Raw genomic sequence first — 23502 nt, 5'->3', positions numbered from 1 at the left:
ACTTGACGCACATCACTGCGCCGTCGGACCGGGGCCGGACAGACAGTAGTAACCGGCGCCGTCATTACGCTCTATGGTGGCGGGTCTGCGCGTAACGCGTCACCTCCGCCACCAGGCGATCACGTATCAGCCGGATTCTGCGATTCTGCGCGAGTCGCGGTGCATGACAACCCAAACGTCCGTCGGATAAATCGGCTTGATTCGATCACGCGTGCAAACGAATGGCACAGGCACAACCCTTGCGGCGGGTTCGGAGCCACTCAAGCCAGGGAGAAAAAAATGCCCCATTCGAACCGCCGTGACCGTATTTTGCTCGCGCTGACCGCCGCCGCTTGCCTGGGCCCGCTGACACCCGCTTTCGCCCAATCGACAGCAGCACCGCCCGCCGGTAGCACGACACAAACCGCGACACAAACCGCACAAAGCAATACGCCGCCAGCCGCGTCTGCGACTTCATCGGCTCAGAAGCGGGCTGCCAATAAGGCCGCGCGTAAATCCAACCGCGCGCAGAAGGACGCGGAACTGCAGAAACTGGAAAAGAACGGCTATAACCCGTCCGGCGAACAGCACGATTATCCAGACAATATTCAGAACGCCGAAAAGAAAGCAAACGGGCAATAAAGCAAAGGGAACGCCGCAGCAGCCGTGTTGCAATCGCGCGCGGCGAGCGGCGTCGAAACAAAACGCCGCTGGTCCGCTCAAGAGAAAAGCCGTCGCATTCCCATTCCCCATGCGACGGCCATTTCACTAAAGCCCTTAAGCCGCTGGTTTCAACACTACCTTCGTCCAGCCTTCCTCGCGTTCATCGAAGTGCTTATAGCCCTCCGCGGCCTTTTCGAGCGGCAATTCGTGCGAGATGATCTGTGACGGCTTCGCCTTGCCCGCCGCGATCAGGTCGCGCAGTTTCCGGTTATACGCCTTGACGTTGGCCTGGCCCGTCGCGATGTGCTGGCCCTTCATCCATAGCTGCCCGAAGTCGAGCGCGAGCCGGCCTTCCTTCGCAAGATCGTCTTCGGCGTTCGGGTCCTGCGCGACGAACACACCCACCACGCCGATGCCACCGGTCGGGCGTACCGCTTTGATCAGGTTATTCATGGTCGCGTTCGGCACTTCGTGACCCTTGCAGGTGCATTGATAACCGACGCATTCGCAGCCGCGATCCGCCCCTTCGCCGCCGGTCATTTCGAGTATCTGATCGGCGGACGTGCCGTCGCTATCGTCAATCGGAATCGCGCCGAGTTTTTCCGCGAGCTTGAGCCGGTCCGGATGGCTGTCCACCACCATCACCTTGCTTGCGCCTTTCAGCGACGCAGACAGCGCGGCCATCAATCCGACCGGCCCGGCGCCATAGATCGCCACGCTGTCGCCGGGCTCGACGCCGGCCAACTCGGTGGCGTGATAGCCGGTAGGAAATATATCGGACAACATAACGTAGTCGTTTTCTTTTTCTTCGGCGTCCGGCGGCAGCACGAGGCAGTTGAAATCGCCGAACGGCACGCGTAAATATTCCGCCTGTCCGCCGCTGTACGGACCCATGCCGGCAAATCCGTAGGCCGCACCGGCCATGCCGGGGTTGGCGGTCAGGCAGAAGCCGGTCAGGCCGCGTTCGCAGTTTTTGCAAAATCCGCAGCCGATATTGAACGGCAGACATACACGATCGCCCACCTTGATACGTTCGACGCCTTTGCCCACCTCGACGACCACGCCGAGGTTTTCATGTCCGAGGATGCGTCCCGTCTCCATGTCGGTGCGGCCTTCATACATATGCAGATCGGAGCCGCAGATGTTAGTGGTAGTGATCTTGACGAGCACGTCGTTCGGCCGCTCGATCTTCGCGTCCGGCATTTCCTTCACGACGACTTTACGTGGACCTTCATAAACCAATGCTTTCATGCTGCTCTCCTCGGAATGAACACGGTCGTCGATGTGACGGCCACGCCAGAAGGCGAGCAGCGCGCATGCCCGTTCGTGCATCCATGCCGTCTTTTTTCAGGGAAGCCGGCGATCGGTAAATTCGTGACGCCTTCCTTCGGGCGATTACGTCAAGCGAAATGCAACCGTGGCAGGCACGCAACGCACGGCTCGGCAGCCCAGGGCGGCAATAACAGGAGGAAAACGTTTGCAACGCGGCTTCCGGCTCAGCCGCTTCCAGCCTGCGTTTAGGGGCGGATTTCTTTAATGTGGGGGTGTAACGAAACTGTCATAAAGACCCTTTAGCGTGCTGATTTCTCGTTCAACGGGCAGTCGTCAAATGCACCCCGCGCTTGCGCAGTTTCGTCACCCCGGCGTACCCGGAAGTCCGCGTTGCGCCGGCGATCTGTGTCAGGACGTCCCGGCCGTGGACGCAGCTGATTCGAACTCCCTGGCAATGGAGATCTTCTACGCGCGGCGCGACATGGTCAGTTTGGCCGTGCTCGAAGGCGGCCGTCCCATCGGACTGATCAACCGCGATATTTTCCTGTCGCAGATGAGCAAACCGTTTCATCGCGAACTCTACGACAAGAAAAGCTGCATTGCCTTCATGGACAAGGAACCGCTCATCGTCGACGCGGACATGAGCATCGAGGCGCTTACCTTCAAGACGGTCGAAGTGGGCAACAAGGCTTTGTCCGACGGCTTCATCGTCACGCGGGAGGGCCGCTTTGCCGGACTGGCGAGCGGCTTTCAGCTATTGGGCGCGGTGGCCGAAATGCAGGCGGAAAAGAACCGCCAGATCATGCAGAGCATCGAATATGCGAGCGTGATCCAGCAGGCCATGCTGCGGGCTTCGCGCGATGCGCTCTCGTCCATGTTGCCGGATGCCACGCTGGTCTGGGAGCCGCGCGACGTGGTGGGCGGTGATTTTTACCACTTCGCTTCGTTTGCCGATGGCTGGTTCGGCGCCGTCGCCGATTGCACCGGGCATGGCGTGCCAGGCGCTTTCATGACGCTGCTTGCCTCGGCGTCGCTCTCGCAGGCGCTGGAGCGGATCGGCCCGCGCGATCCGTCGGCGCTTTTGGCTGCGGTCAACCGCAACGTCAAGGGCTTGCTCGGACAGGTGCACGGCACCGGCGAGTCGCCGCAGTCGAACGACGGGCTCGATGCGGCTTTCTTCTGGTTCGACGCGGCGCAGCAGCAACTCCGTTTCTCCGGTGCACGCATCGCGCTGCACGTATTACGGCCAAATGCCGACCACTTTGAAAGCATTGCGGGCGAACGGATGGGCGTGGGCTACGTCGACAGCCTTGCGGACTATACGTGGGCGCTGAACGCCGTGGCGCTGCCGCCGGGCAGCCTGCTGTTCGTTTCGACCGACGGGCTGATCGACCAGATCGGCGGCCCGCGAAAGATTTCCTTTGGCAAGCGACGCGCGCTCGATCTCATCGCCGAGAACCGCGAGCAATCGCCATCCACCGTATGCGACGCCTTGTGGCGCGCGTTGGCCGACTGGCAGGGCGGACAGGCGCGTCGCGACGACGTCACGCTGTTTTTTGCCCGTGTTTAAGGTATCCCATGAACATGTTTGAACTTTTAGAGCAGGATGCCGCGTTCTTCGAACTGGCTCAGCGGCGCAACCTGATTTTTTATCACAAGGGTTATTTCTCTCACAGCATCGTCTCGGCGATGAGCGAGGTCGTGAAGCTGCAACTCGAAGTGGCCGGGGTCAGCGCGCCCACCCGGCGTAAATTATTTTCGTCCTTTATCGAAATCTCGCAGAATATCGTCCACTATTCGTCCGACTCGCTTGTCGAGGGAGACGGCAAGGGCGGAGCCGTGCGCGAGGGTGCGGTATGCATCAGCACCGAGGGCGAGCGTCACCTCATGATGTGCGTCAATCCGGTTGCGACGACCGCGGTGGGCAGTCTGCGCGAGAAGCTGGAACCGTTGTGCAACATGTCGCTTGATGAAATCAAGCAGGCCTACAAGCAATCGCTGCGTGCCGATACGCCGGATGAGAGCAAGGGCGCTGGACTAGGTTTCCTGACGATGGCACGGGACGCGAGCGCGCCGCTCGAGTTCGCTTTTTATCCGCGTGCCGATGCCCCGGAAACCACGCTGTTTTGCCTCAAGACCATCATCTGACCAAGGGACGGGAACGCGCCATGGATAATCTGTACATTGCGGCCACGACTACGTCGCCGGAAATCGATTTCAAGTTCGACCAGAACCTGCTGACGTTTCGGGGAGAGTCTTATCCCGAGAATGCGGCGGCTTTCTATGCTCCCGTCATCGAGGGCCTGCGCACGTACCTCGCGAACTGCAGCGACGCCGTCATCACGGTCGAAGTGACGCTGACGTACTTCAACAGTTCGAGCACCAAGATGCTGTTCAGCGTGTTCGATGCGCTGGATCAGGCGGCGTCATCGGGCAACCGCGTCATGGTGAGATGGTATCGCGACGCCGAGGACGAAACCATTCTGGAATTCGGCGAGGAATTGCAAGCCGATTTCACGGCGATCGAATTCACCGATTGTCCGGTTGCGACGTAAGGACGGCTAAGGTGGCACCAACATCCTCTTCGGACGTGCCTGCAAACGATGCTCCCGATCTGTTCAGAAACGAGAGCGATGCGCTGGAGAAGGCACGCGCGATTCATGCGAATGGCGACGCTGACGCGGAGCAGAGCCGCCTTGCGCTCGGTGAACTGATCGGCCACTTCGAACGCCTGATGCGCGAGACGCGCCGCCTGATTGGCCGCAGCGACCGTGCCGAGCGCGAGATGCATGCGCTGACGCAACAGTTGCAATATCGCGCGACGCACGATGCGTTGACCGACGTGCTGAATCGTAGCGCGGTGATCGAGCGGACCAGCAAGGCATTGCGCGCCGACCGGGCTGTGATGATCCTGCTCGACATCGACGAGTTCAAGAAGGTCAACGACGATTTCGGCCATCCGGTCGGCGACATGGTGATTCTTGGCATTGTCGATTGCCTGCGGCGCATCGTGGGCGAGCAGGGGGTGATCGGGCGCGTCGGCGGCGAAGAGTTCACGGTGCTGTTGCCGGGCCACGATCTTGCCGCCGCGCTGCTGTTGGCGGAGAAAATGCGCGCGGCGATCGGCAGTCACGTTTTTGCCGCGCCGGTGAATCGGCGCATTACGGCGAGTTTTGGCGTGAGCGCCAATCCGGTGAGAACGGAGTTCGATACCGCGTATGGTCTCGCGGATTCGGCGCTCTATAAGGCCAAGCGTGGCGGGCGTAATCGCGTGGAGTTTGCGGAGTCGGAAGAGGCTTTGGGCGTGATGCCGGAGGGGGAGTGACCCATGGCTGAGTCTTCAGACTGAATGAAGCAGGCGGCAGCGCCCAGGCTGTGGCGGCCGCCATGCCCGATCACGCGCCCACGTGCGCCATCCACTCAGCGATGTCGTTGACCACCTTGTCTTCGATGCCATAGTAGCCATGCGGCGACAGCGACGCGCATTCGTTCGACGAACGCACCTCGCCGCCTTGCTCGAAAAGAACCGTAGCGCGGGTATTACGCATCGAGTGTGCAATGGCGTCGGCCATGCTCGGCGGGGCCACCTTGCAGCGATCGTCCTTGTTCGCGACGACCAGCGCGGGGACATGGACGTCCTCCGGGTGAGCGTCGAATACCGTCTCGTGCGAGGCGCCCAGGATCGACACCGATTCGGTCAGGATCACGCCCGCGAGCTCCTCGCCTCGCGCGTGCGAGGCCGCGTTCATCGCCGCAATCGACCCCTGGCTCGTGCCCATCACCCAGACCGGCGCGTCGGCCTGCTCATGGGCGAAGGCGACCACTTCACGCGTGACCGCGGCGTAGGCGTCGGTGCTGCGCTTGCCGCGCATCGACTGATGATCGATGGCGTCGACCAGCACGACGCCATAACCCTTCGCAGTCCAAAGATCACGCGAGCGGACCACGAAGTTATCGCCGTGCCTGATCACGCCATCTTTCTCGATGCCGATATCGTCGGCGCCGCCCGAAAACATCACGATGATGCCGCGCACGCGCGACGGCGGCGCGTCGTACAGTACGCGTTGGAACTGGCCGCCTTCGAGCGGCAGATCGCGCACGATCACCCCACCTTGCGGCGCGTCGCTGACGGCTTCTTCATTGGCGAGCTTGTGATGATGCGTTTCAAATTCGGATGCGGATGCACAAGTCGCTGCAAACGCGCATAGCGTGGCGGCGACGAGGGACGAGCGTAGAGCAGCAGTTTTATGCGAGAACACGGACACGTAAAGCCTCTCGATCAGATGTCTTCAGAACTTGCTTCACCCCGGTGGATGACAAAGCGAGCATACGAGACATCGCGCCAAATAGAAAATACCTGTGGGAGGCGGTTGCCATATCTCGTGAATATGGGAGGGCGGCGCCTCGAAGCCGCGCAATCGTGGCCGGAACCGGCCTGTGACTCACGTGCTGCACCTTGAAAAGCGAGCCGTTAGAATGGAGTCACGCTCAATCGACCGACCGCCATGCACTCAAACGAAGCCCAATCCGCATCGCTCCATCAACTGGACGTCATCGCCGCCGATCAGCTCGCCGGACATTTGCCGGCTCACGTCATCGCGCATTTGCCGCCGGGCGAAGTCACCGTATTTGCCGTCACCGACGACGCCTCGGATACGGCGGCCTTCAGCGAGCGCTACGGCTTTGGCCTGGAGGACTGCGCGAATACCATCGTGATCCGCTACAAGAAGGAAGGCGTCGAGCAATACGCTGCGATCGTCACTCTCGGTTCGCTGCGGCTCGATATCAACGGGGCGGTCAAGGCGCACCTCGGCGCGCAACGGCTATCGTTTGCCAAGCGGGAGGTCGCGGTCGAGCATAGCGGCATGGAGTTCGGCGGCATCACGGCGTTCGGCGTGCCGCAGGACTGGCGTGTGCTCGTCGACGCAGCCGTGATGGAGCGCTCGCAAGTGGTCATGGGCGCCGGCGTGCGCTCCGCCAAGCTGTTGCTGGCGCCTGCGGTGTTGCGCAGCTTGCGCAATTGCGAGGTCGCGGCGTTGACCTTGCCGGCGCAGTCAGAATAAGTCGCGTGAAAGAGTGTGACCGGGCTTTCAGGCGCTGATTGCCGCCGCGATCTGCTGCCGCAGCGCCGCATCGGGATACTCGCCGAGACCGGCGTGCACGTTGTCGATCATGTAGTCGGGGCGTCCGGTCCCGGGAATCACGCAGGTCACGGCCGGCTGTGCCAGCACAAACTTCAGCAGAACCTGGGCCCACGAGGTGCAGCCAATCTCCCCAGCCCAGCCCGGCAATGGCCGGTCATGCAGACGCTGCAGCAGGCTGCCGCCGCCGAACGGCTGATTGATCACCACGCCAATGCCTCGCTCGGCGGCCAGCGGCAGGATGCGCTCTTCAGCTTCTCGATCGTCCGCCGAATAATCGATCTGCACGAAATCGAGCTTCTCGCTGCGCATGATCGCTTCGACTTCATCGAAAGCACCGGAGGTATAGTGCGTAATGCCGAGGTAGCGGATCCGGCCACGCGCTTTCCATTCGCGTAGTGTTGCGAGTTGCGTGCGCCAGTCGAGCAGGTTGTGGATCTGCATGAGGTCGATGCGCGGCTGTTGCAGCCGCCGCATGGATTCTTCCATCTGCGCGATGCCGGCCTCGCGGCCTTGCGTCCATACCTTGGTGGCCACAAAGGCCTTCTGATGGGCGTCGAGCCGCGTAAGCAGGGTGCCGGCGACGGCTTCGGAACTGCCGTACATCGGCGATGAATCGATCACCGAGCCGCCGGCGGCGAATAGCACGCGCAACACGTCGGCGAGGCGCGCCTGGCCTGCGGGGTCGTCGCCCACGTCGAAGGTGCGCCACGTGCCGCAGCCGATCACCGGAAGCGGCTCGCCGGTGCTGGGAATCAGGCGGGTGTGCATGCCGGGCGTGGCGGGGGCGGGCTGCGCGGTGGCCAGCGAGCCGAGCGGCGAAGCGAGCACGCTGCCTGCTGCAAGGCGCAGGAAGGCGCGGCGCGTGCTGCTTGGGGTGGTTGGGGTTGGCGTCATGCATACCTCCTTGCCCTGCCTCCGGGCATCGTTATCGGTGACTCATTGGGGCGCCTCACCGCCATGCTCGCATGAAATGGCGTGGGCAGCGTCCGGGCGCGGCTGCCCGCTCGTGCGCAACCCGAGCGCGCCTCGTAAATATCCCTCTGCTTCAATCACTTGCCCGGGTTGCCCGCGAGTTGTCCACATCCTTGATCACAGAATGTGTGGACAACTTTCAGGGCTGCCTTCCGTCCGTTCGCAATAAATCGATTCATCGATCAAACAATATAAACCGTATATACTGTTTATATTGTTTATGACATGGAGATGACAATGAGCGAACCCAGCATCAAAAAGCCGACCAGGAAGACCTTCCACTTTCCGAAGACGGCAACGGAAGAAACCGCAGTGACGGACAACAAGCAAGTCGCCGCGCCGGCCGAAGCGACCGTAAAGGCCAAACTCGCCGTGGAACCGAAAGCCTCGCGTCGCAAGTCGGCCCCGAAGGCTGACGCAGCACCGAAGTCAGAAGCCGTCGCCAAAGAAAAGGCCGCACCTAAGGCAAAGTCGCCGGCAAAGCAGAAGCCCGCGCCCATAACCAAAACGGCAGCCGCAGCCGCAGCGAAAGATCAAGCGTCCGAAGCACCCGTTGGCGCAGCCGGAAAACCCGGGCGCGCAAAGAAGGACGCTGTAAAGAAGGACGTTGTAAAGAAAGACGCCGTGAAGAAAGTGTCCACGAAGAAAGAAGACCCGGCGAAAAAAGAAACCGCGAAGAAAGCGACCACCAAAAAAGACGCCGCGAAGAAAGACAAAGTCGTCCGCGACAGCTTCACGATGCCCAAATCCGATTACGACAAAATCGCGGCCCTGAAGCAAAAGTGTCTGGACGCGGGCGTGTCGGTGAAGAAGAGCGAAGTGCTGCGCGCAGGGCTATTGCTGCTCGAAGGCGCAACGTCGAATCGTCTGCTCGCCGCGATCTCGGCCGTGGAAACGGTCAAGACCGGCCGCCCGACGAAGTCGTAACGTAAGGGTCGTATCGGCCCCGCTTCGTATCGGCTGCTCGAAGGTCCTGTCTACGGATTCCACGGTGAAGGTCACGCAAGTGACACTGCATTTCACTATCGTGGAAAGGCTCACTCCTATCGTGGAGCGAGCCTCGTAGCAGCAACCGGAGACTTCCATGAGCGATCAACACGAAGTTCATCAGCATCACCACGAAGCAGCCAAGCACCTCGATTCCGCCGCGAAGCATCATCGCGAAGCCGCGAAGCATGCCGAGTCGGGCGATCACGAGGCGGCCAGCCACCATGCCCATCTCGCGCATGGTCATGGTCTGCATGCCAGCGAGCACGCCGAGCATGCCGCCAAGAAAGCAGCGCATCTGCACAGCGGTCACTGATTGAGCCTGGATTGTCCGGGCGGCGCACTCGAAACGGGAGCGCCGTCCGGAAACCAGGGTGTCCTGATCATTTGATCGTCTGAATCTGCGCCTGGCTCAATTCCCACGTATGTGGCGGCAACGGAATGAAGTGCACGGTATCCAGATACGCCTCATTGGTCTCGGACGGCACGATCGACCACAGCAGGAAGCGGCGCAGCGCCGCAGCGGTCGTCGGATCGGCCTGCTTCGTCGATACCACTGCGTACTCGTAGTTGACGAGCGGATACGACCCCGAGGCCGGCGCGAAGACCAGACTCAGCCGTTCGTCCGCCGGCGTGCGCGGACCCAATGACGCGGCGCCTGCCGTGATCGTCTCCCTGGTGGGCAGCACGAATTCTCCGGCGCCGTTCTTGAGTGCGGCCACGCCAAGCTGAGCGGTAGCGACCTTGTCGATGAAGCTGACGCCCACATAGCCAATCGAGTAGGGCGTCGACTGCAACGCCTGCACCATCCCCGCATTGCCCGTCGCCGTCGCGCTGCCGGCTACTTCCGGCCACGTAATGGTGGTGCCGTAGCCGCGATCGTTTTCCCAGTCCGGTGTCGCGAACGAGAGGAACTGGGTGAACACGAAGGTGTCGCCGGAACCTTCGGCACGGTGGATCGGCACGATCGCATGATGCGGCAGCGCCACGCCCGGATTGAGCGCCGCGATCTGCGGTGCGTCCCAGCTACGGATCGCCCCCGTGTAGATTCCCGCCAGCACCGGGCCATCGAGCTTGAGATGTCCGGTGTTGAGACCCGGCAGGTTGTAGTTGACCGTTTGCGCGGCAATCGCCAGCGGCACGTTGATGATCTGCGGATGCTGTCGCATCTGCGCATCGGACATGTAGGCGTCCGAAGCACCCACCTCCACCTTGCCCTCCAGCACCTGCTGGATGCCGGCCTCCGAGCCGGTTCCGGCCACACTGATGTGGATGCCCGGATGCGTTTTCGTGTACGCATCCACCCAGGTCGTGAAGAGCGGATACAGCAAGGTCGAGCCGGTTTCAGTCAGCGTGAGGTCTTGCGCCTGGGCCAGCGTGCCCGTCATCAGAACGAGCGCGGCGGCGCATAGCGGCGCGGCGGCCAGGCGCGGCCAGCGCGAGCGCCGCGCCGGTTGTTTAACGTGGTGAGTCATGCCTCTCTCCGTCGCAATTCGTGGAAGTCTTCGTTGGTATGCAGCAGGCGGGATGCTATGTAGATGCGTCTAGTGTCCAATCTCGTCGAGGCTCACGCCGTTCGTTTCGATGCGAAAGATCCAGGTCACTACCGCGCCGAGCAGCGACGTGGCCACGAGGATATAAAGCAGCGGGCCGGTGCCGATGCCGGTCAGCAGGATCGGAAACAGAAACGCCGTCGCCACTGCACCGATCTTGCCGACTGCCGCCGCAAAACCGGCACCTGTACCGCGAATTGCGGTCGGGAAGACTTCGCCTGCCAGCAGATAGGTCTGTGCGTTCGGACCGAGGTTGGTCATGAAGTTGAACAGCATGAAGCCGGCGAAGATGATGGCGGTTTTACTGGTGCCCTCGAATCCATCGGAGAACGAAGCAAGCAGCAAACCCGCCGCACAGCCGACGAACCCGATCACCTGCAACCAGATCCGCCCCACCTTGTCCGCGAGAATCACGGCGAAGATGATGCCCACGATCAGCAGCATCGTGATCAACGCCGCGCCCTTGGCGGCGAGGATGTCGTTGAGAATCAGATCGGTGATGCTGCGCACGTGATCCTGTTTGGCGCCGAAAGCCGCGCCGAGGATGGTCGGCGTGAAAATGCCGATGCCGTAAGTGCCCAGATCCTGCAGGAACCACGGCACTGAGGCGAGGATCGTCGCCCGCAGGTTGCGTTTGGCGAACAGCGCGAAAAAGCTGCCCTGGCCGCCGTGGCCGGTGGCGGCGTTGTCGATTTCGCGCGACAGGGCGATGCTGGCCGGATACTGCGGCTTGCGCACCAGCAGACGCGTGGCCGCTGCTTCGGCACGATCCACCGCGCCGCGAATATGCAGCCAGCTCGGGCTTTCGGTGATGTAGAAGCGGCCGATCGTTACCGCAAGAGCCGGAATGATCGCGGTGCCGTACATCACGCGCCATGCGTCGAGATTCGGCACCGTCGAAAGCACCAGAAAGCCCACCGCCGTGCCGCCCAGCGCGCCGAGCGCCTGGAAGCCGAAGGCGGCCAGCACCAGCTTGCCGCGGCTCGTGCTGGGAATGCTTTCGGAGATGATCATGTGCGCGGTCGGATAATCGCAGCCGAGCGCGACGCCCAGACCGAACAGGCAGATCACCAGCGAAACGAAATTGGTGCACATCACCAGCAGCACGAGAAACGCCACGAAGATGACCATCTCGACGATGAACATGCGCTTTCGTCCGAAGTAATCGGACATGCCGCCCAGACCTACCGCACCCACCAGAATCCCCATCAGGCTGGCCGCGCTGATCAGGCCGTTTTGCGCCGCGCCGATGCCGAACTCGCGCGAGATCAGCGGCAAGGCCACGCCGGTCATGAAGACCACGAAGCCTTCGAAGAATTTGCCGGCCGCCGCCAGCGCCCAGATGCGCCATTGCATGCCGGTCATCGGTACGGAGGGGAGATGCGTGCCGTCGGGCCACATCGGGCGTTCGTCGATATATTGCTGGACGGACTTCGTCTGGGCGCGCTGCAACCGGTCGGGATCTGCCACGTCTTGCATACCAATCTCCTTGTGGATGTGCTGCTGTTGCGCTCGCGATGGGGGCAGAAGGCTTGTCGTCAATCCATGCACTCGTGCTTCGCTGCGTGTCGTGTGCGCCCGGATCGGGCGTGAATCTGCTGGGATCTGGCGAGTGCGAGGCGGGCCGCTGTGATAAGCGGGTTGAGGAGCGGCACGACGCCCTCGCAGGGAAATGCGATGCCAAGGCCATGGTGCCGGGCGTGGGTGTCGTTCGGATGACAGAAGCGGCCAGCGCGACCCTGGCCAGGGGAAACCCCGCGTCGGGGTGATGGGAATTGTTGCTGCTTGTTATGAGTGGTGGGGTTGTTGCCCGCCACTATCCGCCACTACCCACGCCATTAACTAGCCGCACTACCCGCGGCTGCCGCGCGAAATCTCTTCACCCGCTCGTAGCGGCAGGCGCAGCGTAACCGGAATGGAAGCGAACGAGCACAGCCCCACCACGAGGAAGGCGGGCCAGAAATCGGTCCACGCCACGTGCGTGTGGTGGTGCAGCATCTGCGTAATCTGCAATGCGATCCCACCCACCGTCACGCCGAGGCCGAGCGACATCTGCTGCACGACGCTGCCGAGGCTGGTCGCGCGGCCCACATCGCGGCTTGCGATCTCCGCGTAGGTGAGCGAGTTCAGCGAGGTGAACTGCAGCGCGGGGAAGAATCCGCCAAGCAGAACCACGAGCCAGATCAACCAGGTAGGCGTGCCGGGGAAAAACACGCCGCAGACGGCAATGGCGATACCGGACAGCGCGGCATTGACGACCAGCACATTGCGAAAGCCGAAGCGCCGCAACACCGTCGACGCGATGGTCCGCATGAACATCCCGCCGAATGCCGAGGCGCAGGTAATCAGCCCAGACTCGAACGCGCTGCGCCCGAGCCCTTCCTGCAGCAGCAGCGGCAACAGGAACGGAATGGCGCCGAGCCCGATGCGAAACAACGAGCCGCCCGCCACGCTGGCTTGGAAAGTGGGAATGCGCAGGAACCGCAGATCGAGCAGCGGCAGTTTGATGCGTAAAGCATATGGCACGTATACAGCCAGTAAAAACGCGCCGCACAGACACATGCCCACCGCGTTGCTGTTCGAAATCATCTCGCCGCCAATCAGCGAAAGTCCGAGCAGAAACAGCGATGCCCCACCCGCCGAGAGAAAGAAGCCGATCCAGTCGAGCGGCCCCGGATGCGGCTCGCGGGTATTGACGATATGGCGATTGGTTAGATAGATGCCGAGCACGCCCACCGGCACGTTGATGAAGAAAATCAGCCGCCAGTGCAGGTACGTGGTGATGAAGCCGCCTAGCAGCGGGCCAGCCGCCGGTCCGAGCATGGCCGGCACGCTCAGGTAATTCATCGCGCGAATGAACTCGGATTTGGGCACGACGCGGAAGATGATGATGCGCCCGACCGGCACCATCATCGCGCCGCCCACCCCCTGAATGAAACGGGCCACCGTGAAAGTGGCGAGCGAATTGGACGCCGCGCACAGCAGCGACCCGGCCACGAAGATGCCGATGGCGGTGCGAAACACGGTACGCGCGCCGAAGCGGTCGGCGAGCCAGCCGCAGACGGGAATGAATACGCCGAGGCCGAGCACATAGCTCGTGACGGCAATTTTCAGGGTGACGGGATCGCGGGCGAAGTCGCGTGCCATCGAAGGCAGGGCGGTCACGATCACATTGGCATCGACACTTTCCATAAACATCGCGCACGCGACGATGAGCGGGGCAAGAAGCGCTTTCTGGACAAGTGTCATGGGTAAAACGGTCGGCGGAAGGGCTGCGAAGTGCGATTATGGCACCGTAACGCGCGGATTTGCTATGAAGTGCTCCCTACATGAAACGCGCGGATGGCTGCGGCAATACATGGACGGCGCACTTTCCACCATCACGAAGCGCGGCATGAAGGGTGGCACGAAGGGTGGCACCAAGCGCGGCACGAACCGTGCTGCCCAAGCCATGGTTCCCACGCGGCTCGCCATGGCGAGTCAAACCGGATTGCTCATGCTGACGATTCTGCTCACCGCTGTTGCGACGCTCGTCGTGGTGCTGGTCATCGCCAATCTGTCGAGCGGCGAGAAGAAGATCGAGCACAACATCGAGCGGCTCTATTCCAGTGACGACCCGCAGTTTCTGCGTTCGATGGGCCTGTTGCTCGGGCCGCCGGTGATCGGCGGCAACCGTTTCGAGGTGCTCTTGAACGGCGACGAGATCTTTCCGTCGATGCTCGCCGCGGTCCGCTCGGCGCAGAAAACCATCACGTTCGAGACGTTTATCTACTGGTCGGGCGAGATCGGTGAACAGATGGCGCAGGCGCTTGCCGACAAGGCGCGCGCCGGCGTCGCGGTGCATGTGCTGCTCGACTGGATGGGTTCGTCGAAGATGGACCAGCGCTATCTGCAGATGCTAGGCGAAGGCGGCGCCGAGGTGTTCCGCTATCACAAGCCGCACTGGACCGGACTTGGCCGTATGAACGACCGCACGCACCGCAAGCTGCTGGTGATCGACGGCCACACCGGTTTTACCGGCGGCGTGGGTATCGCCGAGGAATGGACCGGTCATGCCCAGGACCCGCAGCACTGGCGCGATACGCATTTTCGCGTCGAAGGTCCGGTGGTCGGGCACATGCAGGCAGTCTTCATGGACAACTGGGTCAAGGCGAGCGGCAACGTGCTGCACGGGCCGGATTATTTCCCCGCCATCGAGCCGTGTGGCGACGGCGTGGCGCATATGTTCAGCAGTTCGCCGTCGGGCGGCAGCGACGACATGCAGTTGATGTATCTGATGGCGATTACGGCGGCGAGCGACTCGATTCATCTGGCGAGCGCCTATTTCGTGCCCGACAAGCTCACCATCAACGCCCTCGTCGAAGCGGCCCGGCGTGGTGTCAAGGTACAGGTGCTGACGCCCGGCAAACGCATCGACACGCACACCGTGCGCGAGGCGTCGCGGGCCTGCTGGGGCGATCTGCTGAAGGCGGGCGTCGAAATGTACGAGTATCAGCCGACCATGTTTCACTGCAAGCTGCTGGTGGTCGATGAATACCTGGTGTCGGTGGGGTCCACCAATTTCGACAGCCGCTCGTTCAAGCTCAACGACGAGGCGAATCTGAATATCTACGACCGCGATTTCGCGCGCCATCAAACCGCGATTTTTGGCGCGGATCTCGCGAAGGCGGAGCGCATCACGCTGGACGACTGGCTGCGTCGCCCGACCAAAGAGAAGCTCATCGAGCGGGTTGCCGCCTTGCTCGATGGGCAGCTTTGAGAAGCAGGGCCGCCACGCATAGGCTCGTTTGAGCATGAGCATGAGCATGAGCATGAGCATGAGCATGAGCATGAGCATGAGCATGAGCATCAGCGGCCCTGAAAGTTAGCCCGCTACAGGTTCAGGTCCGCAAGGGCGGAATGCTCGAGTGCTGGATGTACTGCGGCTCCTCGCGCCATTGCGTAGCCTGCTCGAACGCATAGCCGAGCGCCAGAAGCCGCGCTTCGCTCCAGGCCGGGCCGACGAACGACAGACCAATCGGCATGCCGCGCACCAGACCCGCCGGCACCGTCAGATGCGGATAGCCGGCCACCGCCGCCGGTGTGGAAAAGCCGTCGCCGCCGCTGTCGCCATTGATGAAGTCGGTCAGCCACGCGGTGCCACCGGTCGGCGCGACGATCGCGTCCAGCCGATGCTCGCGAATCGCACGGTCGATGCCCTCCTCGCGCGCGCCTTTGCGGCAGGCGGCCAGCGCCTGGAGATAAACGTCGCTATCGAGATCGCCGAGCGCCTGCGCCTGGATCAGCAGTTCCTGGCCGAAGTACGGCATCTCGCGGTCGCTGTGCGCCTTGTTGTAGGCAATCAGATCGGCGAGCGTGCGGATCGGTGCGTGCGGCGCGAACGTCGCGAGCCACAGCGGCAGGTCGTGCTTGAACTCGTGCAGCAGCACCGACTGCTCTTCGGTCTCGTAGCCGACCTTCGGCAGATCGATTGGATCGACCAGCACGGCGCCTTGCAGAACCAGTTGGGCGAGCGCGTATTCGATGCGCTGGTCGATTTCGTCGTGGCCGGTGAAGAACTCGCGCGCCACGCCGATGCGCGCACCGCGCAGCGCATTCTTGTCGAGCGCGGCGACGTAATCGTCAGGCGCAGGGGCGTCGTGCGTCGCCGGATCGCGCGGGTCGGGACCGGCCAGCGCGGCCAGCAGCAGGGCGGCATCGGCGACGGTGCGGGTGATCGGTCCGGGCGTGTCCTGAGTGTGCGAGATCGGGATGATGCCGTCGCGGCTGATGCGCCCAACCGTCGGCTTCAGCCCCACCACCCCCATGATCGACGATGGCGAGACGATCGATCCATCGGTCTCCGAGCCGATCGCCATGCGCGTGAGATTGGCCGCCACGGCCGCTGCCGATCCCGAGCTGGAGCCGCTGGTGGAGCGATCGAGCGCGTATGGATTGCGTGACAGCCCGCCGCGTCCGCTCCAGCCGCTCGTCGAGCGCGAGGAGCGGATGTTGGCCCATTCGCTGAGATTGGTCTTGCCGAGGATCACTCCGCCCGCTGCGCGCAGGCGTTCGATCAGATGCGCGTCGCGCGCGGCCTGCACGCCGTCGAGCGCGAGGGATCCGGCGCTGGTCGACATGCGGTCGCCGGTCGCGATGTTGTCCTTGACCACTACCGGGATGCCATGCAGCGGTCCACGCAGCTTGCCGGCGGCACGCTCGGCGTCGAGCGTGGCGGCAATCTGCAGTGCCTCCGGGTTGAGTTCGATGATGCTGCGCAACTCTGGACCTTGCCGGTCGAGCGCGGCGATCCGTTGCAGATAGTGGCGGCTGGTTTGCACCGCATTGGCCGGATCAGGTGCGCCCAGGGCGCCGTCGGCGCGTGTCAGGTTGGAGGGCAGGGCGGATGCATTCCGGGTGGAGACTGCGGATGCCAGCAAGCCAAGTGAAGCGAAAAAACTGCGTCGTCTCATAGGGAGGTTCTTGTTGAAGGTGAACGCGGAAATCGCCATGCGAGGTGCTGGTCGACCGGTGCCGTTCCCGGGCACGGTGGCGGCGCATCGCAATCGCGCGAGATTACCTTAACAAAATTAGATGGCGGCGAAAGTCGCAGGGAAGAGAAGTGAATCAGCGCGGCGGTGTCGCCTCGGGATAAGCAGGGGCGGGTTTTGATCGAAGCACGGGCATACGCCAACGCACGGTCGCGAGCAGCGACGCCGCCACGATCAGCCCGCCGCCGAGCCACGCCGTCACGGAGATTCGCTCGCCCAGCCACAGACACGCGAACAGGGCGCCGAACGCCGGCTCGCTACCCATCAGCAATGCCACGCGCGTCGGACTGCTGCGCTTGATGCCATAGTTTTGCGCGAAGAATGCGAACAGGGTGCAGGCGAGCACCAGATACAACACGCTGCCCCAGAACGCCGGATGCTCCGCCAACGACGGCACGGCACGCCACTGATCGCGCGCAAACACGAGTGCCGCCGCCGCGCTGCCCAAGGCGACCACGCCGGATTGCACGGCGGTCACGGTCAGCGGCGGCAACGCGGCGTCGCGCATCAACCGCTTGGTCACGCAGACGATCACCGCGCGCAGCGCGGCGGCAGCGAGAATCAGCGCGTCGCCGGCGCTCAGCGTGAATTCGCCTTGCCCCGCCAGCAACCACGCGCCCAGCAACGACAGCCCGACGGCGGCCCATTCGATGCCGCTCGGCCGTCGCTTCAGAAGCAACCACTCGACCAGAGGCGTCATCACCACGCACAGGCTGATGAGAAACGCCGCGTTGGCGGCGCGCGTCAGCAGCAGGCCAAACGTCTCACAGAGGAAAATGCCGAACAGCAACAAGCCGGCGCCGACCACGCCGCGCAGCGCGCGGGCATTGGCATGACGTAGCGGTCGTAGCGCGGGCGACAGCAGTACGAACGTGATGCCGAAGCGCAGCGCCAGCAGGCCGAGCACCGGGTAATAGGCGAGCGCGCTTTTGGCGACGCCGTAGCTGGTGCCCCACACCACCGCGACGGCGAGCAGCATCAGGTCGGAGAGGAATTGCAGGCGTTCTGGTCGGGACATGGCGAATCTCGGAGTATGAGCGGGTATTGTCCGGTGTTGCGTGTAGAGTGATAATCGGGGTGCGGCGCACAGGTTTTATGTCGCAAATGCACTAATTCGGGCGCGACTTTTTGTGGCGCACATCCAGGCACGATCACGACCCACCATGAATCCCAACGAACTTTTCGCGCTGTTGCCCGACCTGGCCGTGTTTGCGCGCGTCGTCGAGACGGGCAATTTCTCGGTGGCGGCACGCCAGTTGGGCAGCACGCCGTCGACGGTCAGCCGCCAGATCAAGCGGCTGGAGGAAGCCTTGGCCACGCGTTTGCTGGAGCGTTCGACGCGCAAGGTGCGGGTCACCGAATCGGGCGCGCAGGTAGCGCGCTACTGCCGCGACATGGTGAGCGCCGCCTCGGGCGCGGTCGACGCCGCCGGTCAACTGGCTGGCCGGCCGCGCGGCAAGGTGAGCGTGAGTGCGCCGACGCAGTTCGCCAGAACCGTGCTCCATCCGCTGGTGCCGGGATTTTTGCGCGCCTATCCCGAGGTCGATCTGCAATTGCTGTTTGCGGATCACGCCGTCGATCCGCTCGACGACGATCTCGATCTCGTGCTTCGCATGACCGAGCAGCCGCCGCCGGGCCTCGCGGGGCGGCGGCTCGGCAAGGTGCGCTGGGTGCTGTGCGCGTCGCCGGCTTATCTGGACGCACGCGGCACGCCGCAAGCGCCGCGCGAGCTGGCCCAGCACGACTGCCTCTACCTTGGCGAAACGCCTGACGACAACCGCTGGCGCATGCGTCGCGGCACGCACACGCAGACCGTGGAGGTGCGCGGCCGCTATATCGCCAATCATGCCGGCGCGCGGCTCGAAGCGGCGCAGCAGGGTTTCGGCATCGCCAACCTGCCGGAATTCACGGCGGCAAACGCGCTCGCAAGCGGTGAACTGGTGGAGGTATTGGCAGACTGGACGCTCGAAGGACAGGCTTATGTCGGCTCGGTATGGCTGCTGTATCCGCCGAACCGGTTTTTGCCGCTCAAGGTGCGGGCGCTGATCGATTATCTGGTTGAGCGCCTGGATGGTCTGGGCTGACGTGCCGCTGGCACAATCACCATAAGCACGCGACGCGCGGCGTGCCGTCTCATTGTGCTTGAGCGCGGCTAACCAGGAAGCGAGCGATGCAAATTCATCCTATCCGCCTTGTACCGGGCGACGATCTGCGCGGCGCGCTCGAAGACGTGCTGCGCGAACTCGATCTGGCGGCGGCTTACGTGCTGCAGGGCATCGGCAGTTTGAGCGTGGCGCAATTGCGCTTCGCGGGTGTCGATCAGCCGGCCGAATTGCGCGGCGATCTGGAGATTCTCACGCTCGCCGGCTCGATCTCGCCGGATGGGGCGCATCTGCACATGTCCGTTGCCGACGCGCGCGGGCAAGTGTTCGGTGGACATGTGGCGCACGGTTGCCGGGTTCGCACGACGGCGGAGATTCTGCTCGCGCTGTTGCCCGGCCATCGGTTTGCGCGCGAGCATGACGAGCGGACCGGTTTCGTGGAACTGGTGATCCGGCCTGAGCCAGATAAGGTCTGAAAGACCGTACCGATCAGCCTGGCTTGGGATGGTTACTTCACGTGCGACGCCCGCGTTTTAGCGGCCGTCGTCGCCGTGTGCGACGTCGTCCAGCAGCCGTTTGTGCTGCTTTTCCGTCTGCTCGTCGGCGGGGAACAGGCATTCGATGCGCAGTTCCTGTGCGGCGATCGTCTGCGGCGTGCCGACCGTCGAGACCATCGAAAAGTAGCTCAGCGTTTGACTGCCTTTGGTAAAGCTGAGTGGGATGAACGGCAACACCGTCGCCGCTGGCATCGCGCCCAGCGCCTGGGGATTTTTCCACTCGCTTTGCACATCGGGATAGGCGAGCAGGGTACTTAGGAGTTCTTGTGTTTTATCGTCGATGACACGTCCCACCGATTCACGATACACGCGCTGGATCAGGCTTTTGGCGACGGCTTCCCAATTGGCGATGAACGGACGCATGCCGTGCGGATCGAACATCAGATGCAGCATGTTGCGCGGACCCTTGCGCGCCGCCATGTCGATAAAGCAATTGAAGAAGCGTGGCGCGGCGTCATTGGTCAGCAGCACATTCCAGTAGCGATCCATCACAATGGCTGGAAACGGTTCGTGCTGGCGCAGGATGCGCTCCAGGGCGCGCGTGACGCTGTCCATTTCCTGCGCGTTCCACGCGCCTTCCGCGTAGAGCGGCGCATAGCCCGCCGCCAGCAACAGGCCGTTGCGCTCGCGCAGCGGCACGTCGAGCGCCTGGGCCAGATCCATCAAGGTCTGACGGCTCGGCACGCTGCGTCCGCTTTCGATGAAGCTGATATGCCGCTGCGACACGCCCGTATCGAGCGACAGGTCGATCTGGCTGCGGCCACGCGTGTCGCGCCAGCGGCGCAGCAGCACGCCCAGCTCGGTGGCCGGCAGCTTTGAATTGAGATTCGGTGAATTCATCGCGCGCTATCTGTTGAGGTAGGTTTTTCGGCTCATACGTGCCGCGTTTTCGTATCCGACGGCCTCAGGTAAAAATGGCGAGCAGGGCATGGCGCGAAGCCAGCCCTGCGCATGCTGCCTATGCGACGCTTTATGCGCCCCTTAGTGTCCCGTTTGGTGTCCCGCTTAATGCACCACTTAATGTCCCGGCATCCACGCCTGAGCCTTGAAGCGCTCTTCGACCGGCGTCCCTGCCATGTTAGTCGTGGTGGCCGCCATGGTCGAAATTCCGATGCTGGTGATCACCTCGAAGATCTGGCTTTGCGAATATCCCGCAGCGGTAAAGCGGTCGATCTCCGCCTCGCTCACGTGGCCGCGTTTCTGGATCAGTGCGCGCGTGAGTGCCGATAGCGCCGCGTACTTCGGGTGAGCCGGCAAGCGCCCCTCGCGGATAGCCCGCACGTCGCTTTCCGCCATGCCGTCCTCGAGCGCGAAGGTCGAGTGAGCGGCCACGGTCCACGGACACTGGATGGTCACCGCGTTGGTGAGCAGCAGGGCCTGTTTTTCGCATTCGTCGAGACTGCCGCCGTGAAAGCTGCCGAAGCTGCCGGCGAAGCCGTTCAGCAGAACGGGGTTGCCGGCCATGGTGGCCATCACGTTGGGCAGGAAGCCGAATTTCTGCGTCAGTGCCTGCAGGGTCGGCTTCGATTGTTCCGGTGCCGAGTCGATGGTGTGAAGGGTAAAAGTTTGCATTCCTAACTCCTTGCCGCATTGATTGAACATGACTGCATTCGTATCTCCGTGCCGGTGCTTTTTTGCATCGGCGTCGAGAGGAGATGACTGTCATGGTAGCGATCGCACGCAGGAGTTCAATTACGTCGCAGGTAATAAGGAGGGGCCCCCGGGCGCGGATTCAGGCTCGGCGCGTGGGGCTAGGAAGATGGCCTCCGCAGTACGGCGTGGCCTGCGGTACGCGCGAGACGTGACAGCGGCAATTACGCCGGCGGCGTCTCGGCTTCCGGCGGCAGAAAACGCGCCTGCACCGCTACCAGTTGATCATCCGATGTCGCCACGATCCATAGCCGTGCGCGCTCGACCTGCAAGCGGTTATGGTCTTTCAGCGAACCCATCGACACAGCGGTTTTCCATGCCACAGGCGCAACCCGGCTGGTGCGGCCCGACGGCGTGCCGACCAGCAACGCATACGGGCCGAGCGGCAGCGAGACGAGCGGCAGCGCCGGCTTCACACGCACGCGCCAGTCGACGAACGGCATGTCGCTGAACAGCAGCGGCGCGGGAAAACCGTAGAGGACGGTGAAGTCATACAGGGCGAGGTGCTCGCGCATGCCGCCATACATGCGCCGGATATCGGCGACAACCGCCGCGCGGATCTCGTCGTCGAACATCGCTTCCTGCGCGTAGCGGGCTTGCGCCTCCAGCGCGTCCTGCTGATAGGCGCTGAACACCGCCAGTTCCATGCAGTCTTGCGCCGCGCGCTGCACGTCGGCGGGCGATCCGGCTTCCTCGGGCTTACCCAGCTGGGCGGCGCGCAGAAAGCGGTCCAGTTGGGCCTCGCGGATCGCCGGGCCTTCGACCTTGGGATCGTCGACGGCATCTTTACCGAGCGGCACATATAGGTATTTCTCGGCGGCGAAGCGCGACTTCTTGCCGTCGTCGAACCTGATTTCGCCGTTGCTGCAGTCGAGATAGCGCGTGCCGATTCGACCATGCTCCCATACGAAGTTCTTCAGCATGGGGCGCAACGGATGCAGCATCTCGCGTTCGGTCATGGACAACTCCAGTGCCTCGGGTGGCTTGTGCGGCGGGCGTGTGCCGCCGCGGATTCAGGCGCCATCATGGCATGCCCGGTTGTTCCACGCGCGACTCTTTGCCGGCGCGCCTCGCGTCAGCGCGGCGGCCGCGCCAGATCTTCCTGCAAGCGTTCCGGCAGATAGGCGTAATCGCCGAGCAACTCGTCGCTCGCCTGCGCGAAACGTTCGAGCAGGAAATCCAGCAGCGCGCGCACGCGCGGCGCCATATAGCGGTTGCCGTGAAACAGCGCATGGACGCCGGCCTCGTTGCTGCTCCAGTCCGGCAGCAGAATCTTCAGTGTGCCGGCGCGCACGTCGGCGGCCACATCCCAGATGGACTTGTGCGCAATGCCGTGACCACTGAGCGCCCACGCACGGGCCAGCGCGCCGTCGTTGGTCTCCCAGACCTGGTCGACGGGCGCGGTATACGTCATGCGCTCCGCGTCCTGGGCGAAGTGGAATTCGTTCTGCGGACCGGCTGCCGTCACCAGCACGACGAACCGATGCCGCGCGAGATCGGCTGGCGTCTTCGGTTCGCCGTGCTGCGCCAGATAGCCCGGCGAGGCGCACAGCACACGCCGGTTCGGCGCGAGGCGACGGGCGACCAGCGTGCTGTCGAGCGGACGACCGAAGCGGATCGCAAGATCGATGTCTTCCTGCAGCAGGTTCGACACCGAGTCCGACAACGTCAGCGCATAGCTCACCTCCGGGTGCAGCGCGCTGAACTGGTCCAGCCAGCCATACAGCAGGTTGCGGCCGAAGTCCGAGGTGGCCGAAATCCGCACCTTGCCGCGTACGCGGTTTTGTCCTTCCTGCAGCGCGGCTTCGGCATCTTCAATGGCTTGCAGCGCGATGCGGCAGTGCTGCAGGTAGAGGCGGCCTTCGTCGGTCACGCGTAGCTGGCGCGTGGTGCGCTCGAACAGGCGCGCATGCAGCGACGCCTCGAGTTTGAGCAGCCGCGCACTCGCCGCGGCCGGTGACAGCCCGAGTTTGCGGCCCGCCGCCGAGAGGCTGCCGAGCGCGGCCGCTTCCACGAATAACGCCATATCGCCGAGTCGATCGGTTGCCATTGTCTGTGTGGATTTGAAAGTTATTCAAATGCTACGCCAATTA

At 63.0% G+C, this 23502-nt stretch carries 23 protein-coding genes; 11 read left to right on the top strand and 12 right to left on the bottom strand.

All coding sequences use genetic code 11. The annotated features are described in order from the left end of the window. Positions 1-279: 279 nt before the first annotated feature. Positions 280-621: a DUF4148 domain-containing protein gene (locus FQ755_RS12220; RefSeq protein ID WP_144154377.1), complete on the top strand. Its 342-nt coding sequence runs from the start codon at positions 280-282 to the stop codon at positions 619-621. A 135-nt stretch (positions 622-756) separates the two neighbouring features. Here FQ755_RS12220 and FQ755_RS12215 read toward each other — a convergent pair whose 3' ends face one another. Beyond that, on the bottom strand, positions 757-1893 hold the full coding sequence (locus FQ755_RS12215; protein WP_144154375.1) for a glutathione-independent formaldehyde dehydrogenase: 1137 nt from the start codon (positions 1891-1893) through the stop codon (positions 757-759). Between the two features lie 475 nt (positions 1894-2368). Here FQ755_RS12215 and FQ755_RS12210 point away from each other — a divergent pair, with 475 nt between their 5' ends. From FQ755_RS12210 to FQ755_RS12195, 4 genes are read left to right on the top strand one after another with little or no spacing between them, the layout of a single operon-like run. Beyond that, complete coding sequence (locus FQ755_RS12210) at positions 2369-3484, top strand: SpoIIE family protein phosphatase (protein WP_144154698.1); 1116 nt, start codon at positions 2369-2371, stop codon at positions 3482-3484. A 14-nt stretch (positions 3485-3498) separates the two neighbouring features. Continuing rightward, entirely contained in the window at positions 3499-4062 is a 564-nt protein-coding gene (locus FQ755_RS12205) for a SiaB family protein kinase (RefSeq protein ID WP_144154374.1), read from the top strand. Between the two features lie 20 nt (positions 4063-4082). Then, a complete protein-coding gene (locus tag FQ755_RS12200; protein ID WP_144154372.1) occupies positions 4083-4469 on the top strand; it encodes a DUF1987 domain-containing protein in 387 nt (128 codons plus the stop codon). Between the two features lie 11 nt (positions 4470-4480). After that, positions 4481-5239 (top strand): GGDEF domain-containing protein, encoded by a 759-nt coding sequence (locus FQ755_RS12195; protein WP_144154371.1) that lies wholly within the window; start codon positions 4481-4483, stop codon positions 5237-5239. A gap of 70 nt (positions 5240-5309) precedes the next feature. Here FQ755_RS12195 and FQ755_RS12190 read toward each other — a convergent pair whose 3' ends face one another. Further along, entirely contained in the window at positions 5310-6179 is an 870-nt protein-coding gene (locus tag FQ755_RS12190) for an alpha/beta hydrolase (RefSeq protein ID WP_222105729.1), read from the bottom strand. A gap of 240 nt (positions 6180-6419) precedes the next feature. Here FQ755_RS12190 and FQ755_RS12185 point away from each other — a divergent pair, with 240 nt between their 5' ends. After that, the gene (locus FQ755_RS12185) at positions 6420-6977 is read left to right on the top strand and encodes a YbaK/EbsC family protein (RefSeq protein WP_144154369.1); all 558 of its coding nucleotides are present in this window, start codon (positions 6420-6422) and stop codon (positions 6975-6977) included. A 27-nt stretch (positions 6978-7004) separates the two neighbouring features. Here the strand turns inward: FQ755_RS12185 and FQ755_RS12180 are convergent, their stop codons facing one another. Continuing rightward, positions 7005-7952: an aldo/keto reductase gene (locus FQ755_RS12180; protein WP_186308495.1), complete on the bottom strand. Its 948-nt coding sequence runs from the start codon at positions 7950-7952 to the stop codon at positions 7005-7007. Positions 7953-8267: 315 nt separating this feature from the next. Between FQ755_RS12180 and FQ755_RS38655 the strand changes: the two genes are divergently transcribed. Together FQ755_RS38655 and FQ755_RS12170 are read left to right on the top strand one after the other, a co-directional pair. Then, positions 8268-8957 (top strand): hypothetical protein, encoded by a 690-nt coding sequence (locus FQ755_RS38655; protein WP_409937413.1) that lies wholly within the window; start codon positions 8268-8270, stop codon positions 8955-8957. A 157-nt stretch (positions 8958-9114) separates the two neighbouring features. Then, entirely contained in the window at positions 9115-9333 is a 219-nt protein-coding gene (locus FQ755_RS12170; RefSeq protein WP_144154367.1) for a hypothetical protein, read from the top strand. A gap of 67 nt (positions 9334-9400) precedes the next feature. Here FQ755_RS12170 and pstS read toward each other — a convergent pair whose 3' ends face one another. The 3 genes from pstS to FQ755_RS12155 all read right to left on the bottom strand — a co-directional run bounded on the left by pstS (position 9401) and on the right by FQ755_RS12155 (position 13819). After that, positions 9401-10492: a phosphate ABC transporter substrate-binding protein PstS gene (gene pstS / locus FQ755_RS12165; protein WP_260858512.1), complete on the bottom strand. Its 1092-nt coding sequence runs from the start codon at positions 10490-10492 to the stop codon at positions 9401-9403. A 69-nt stretch (positions 10493-10561) separates the two neighbouring features. Then, positions 10562-12049 carry an MFS transporter gene (locus tag FQ755_RS12160; protein ID WP_222105728.1) on the bottom strand — a complete coding sequence of 496 codons (1488 nt, stop codon included), beginning with the start codon at positions 12047-12049 and terminating at the stop codon, positions 10562-10564. Between the two features lie 372 nt (positions 12050-12421). Then, on the bottom strand, positions 12422-13819 hold the full coding sequence (locus tag FQ755_RS12155; protein WP_144154365.1) for an MFS transporter: 1398 nt from the start codon (positions 13817-13819) through the stop codon (positions 12422-12424). Between the two features lie 247 nt (positions 13820-14066). Between FQ755_RS12155 and FQ755_RS12150 the strand changes: the two genes are divergently transcribed. Beyond that, positions 14067-15329, top strand: coding sequence for a phospholipase D-like domain-containing protein (locus FQ755_RS12150; protein ID WP_144154685.1), 1263 nt, complete (start codon positions 14067-14069; stop codon positions 15327-15329). A gap of 121 nt (positions 15330-15450) precedes the next feature. Here the strand turns inward: FQ755_RS12150 and FQ755_RS12140 are convergent, their stop codons facing one another. Both FQ755_RS12140 and FQ755_RS12135 read right to left on the bottom strand, forming a co-directional pair. Continuing rightward, positions 15451-17022: an amidase gene (locus FQ755_RS12140; protein WP_144154363.1), complete on the bottom strand. Its 1572-nt coding sequence runs from the start codon at positions 17020-17022 to the stop codon at positions 15451-15453. Between the two features lie 154 nt (positions 17023-17176). Further along, complete coding sequence (locus FQ755_RS12135) at positions 17177-18118, bottom strand: DMT family transporter (RefSeq protein WP_144154361.1); 942 nt, start codon at positions 18116-18118, stop codon at positions 17177-17179. A gap of 145 nt (positions 18119-18263) precedes the next feature. On the opposite strand from FQ755_RS12135, the gene FQ755_RS12130 reads away from it, so the two are divergent. Further along, positions 18264-19184, top strand: a complete 921-nt coding sequence (locus FQ755_RS12130; protein WP_144154359.1) for a LysR family transcriptional regulator — start codon at positions 18264-18266, stop codon at positions 19182-19184. An 86-nt stretch (positions 19185-19270) separates the two neighbouring features. Beyond that, positions 19271-19678, top strand: a complete 408-nt coding sequence (locus tag FQ755_RS12125) for a PPC domain-containing DNA-binding protein (protein WP_144154358.1) — start codon at positions 19271-19273, stop codon at positions 19676-19678. A 57-nt stretch (positions 19679-19735) separates the two neighbouring features. On the opposite strand, the gene FQ755_RS12120 is transcribed toward FQ755_RS12125, so the two are convergent. The 4 genes from FQ755_RS12120 to FQ755_RS12105 form a co-directional block, all read right to left on the bottom strand. Continuing rightward, positions 19736-20599, bottom strand: a complete 864-nt coding sequence (locus FQ755_RS12120; RefSeq protein WP_144154356.1) for a helix-turn-helix domain-containing protein — start codon at positions 20597-20599, stop codon at positions 19736-19738. Positions 20600-20776: 177 nt separating this feature from the next. Continuing rightward, positions 20777-21331: a carboxymuconolactone decarboxylase family protein gene (locus tag FQ755_RS12115; RefSeq protein WP_144154354.1), complete on the bottom strand. Its 555-nt coding sequence runs from the start codon at positions 21329-21331 to the stop codon at positions 20777-20779. A gap of 242 nt (positions 21332-21573) precedes the next feature. Further along, positions 21574-22368: a hypothetical protein gene (locus FQ755_RS12110; protein ID WP_144154352.1), complete on the bottom strand. Its 795-nt coding sequence runs from the start codon at positions 22366-22368 to the stop codon at positions 21574-21576. Positions 22369-22484: 116 nt separating this feature from the next. Then, entirely contained in the window at positions 22485-23459 is a 975-nt protein-coding gene (locus FQ755_RS12105) for a LysR family transcriptional regulator (protein ID WP_144154350.1), read from the bottom strand. Positions 23460-23502 lie beyond the last annotated feature (43 nt).

Origin of the sequence: Paraburkholderia sp. BCC1885, assembly GCF_900996235.1 — a bacterium.
In the GTDB taxonomy this organism is placed as follows: Bacteria; Pseudomonadota; Gammaproteobacteria; order Burkholderiales; family Burkholderiaceae; genus Paraburkholderia.
This window is presented reverse-complemented; position numbering and strand designations above follow the sequence as displayed.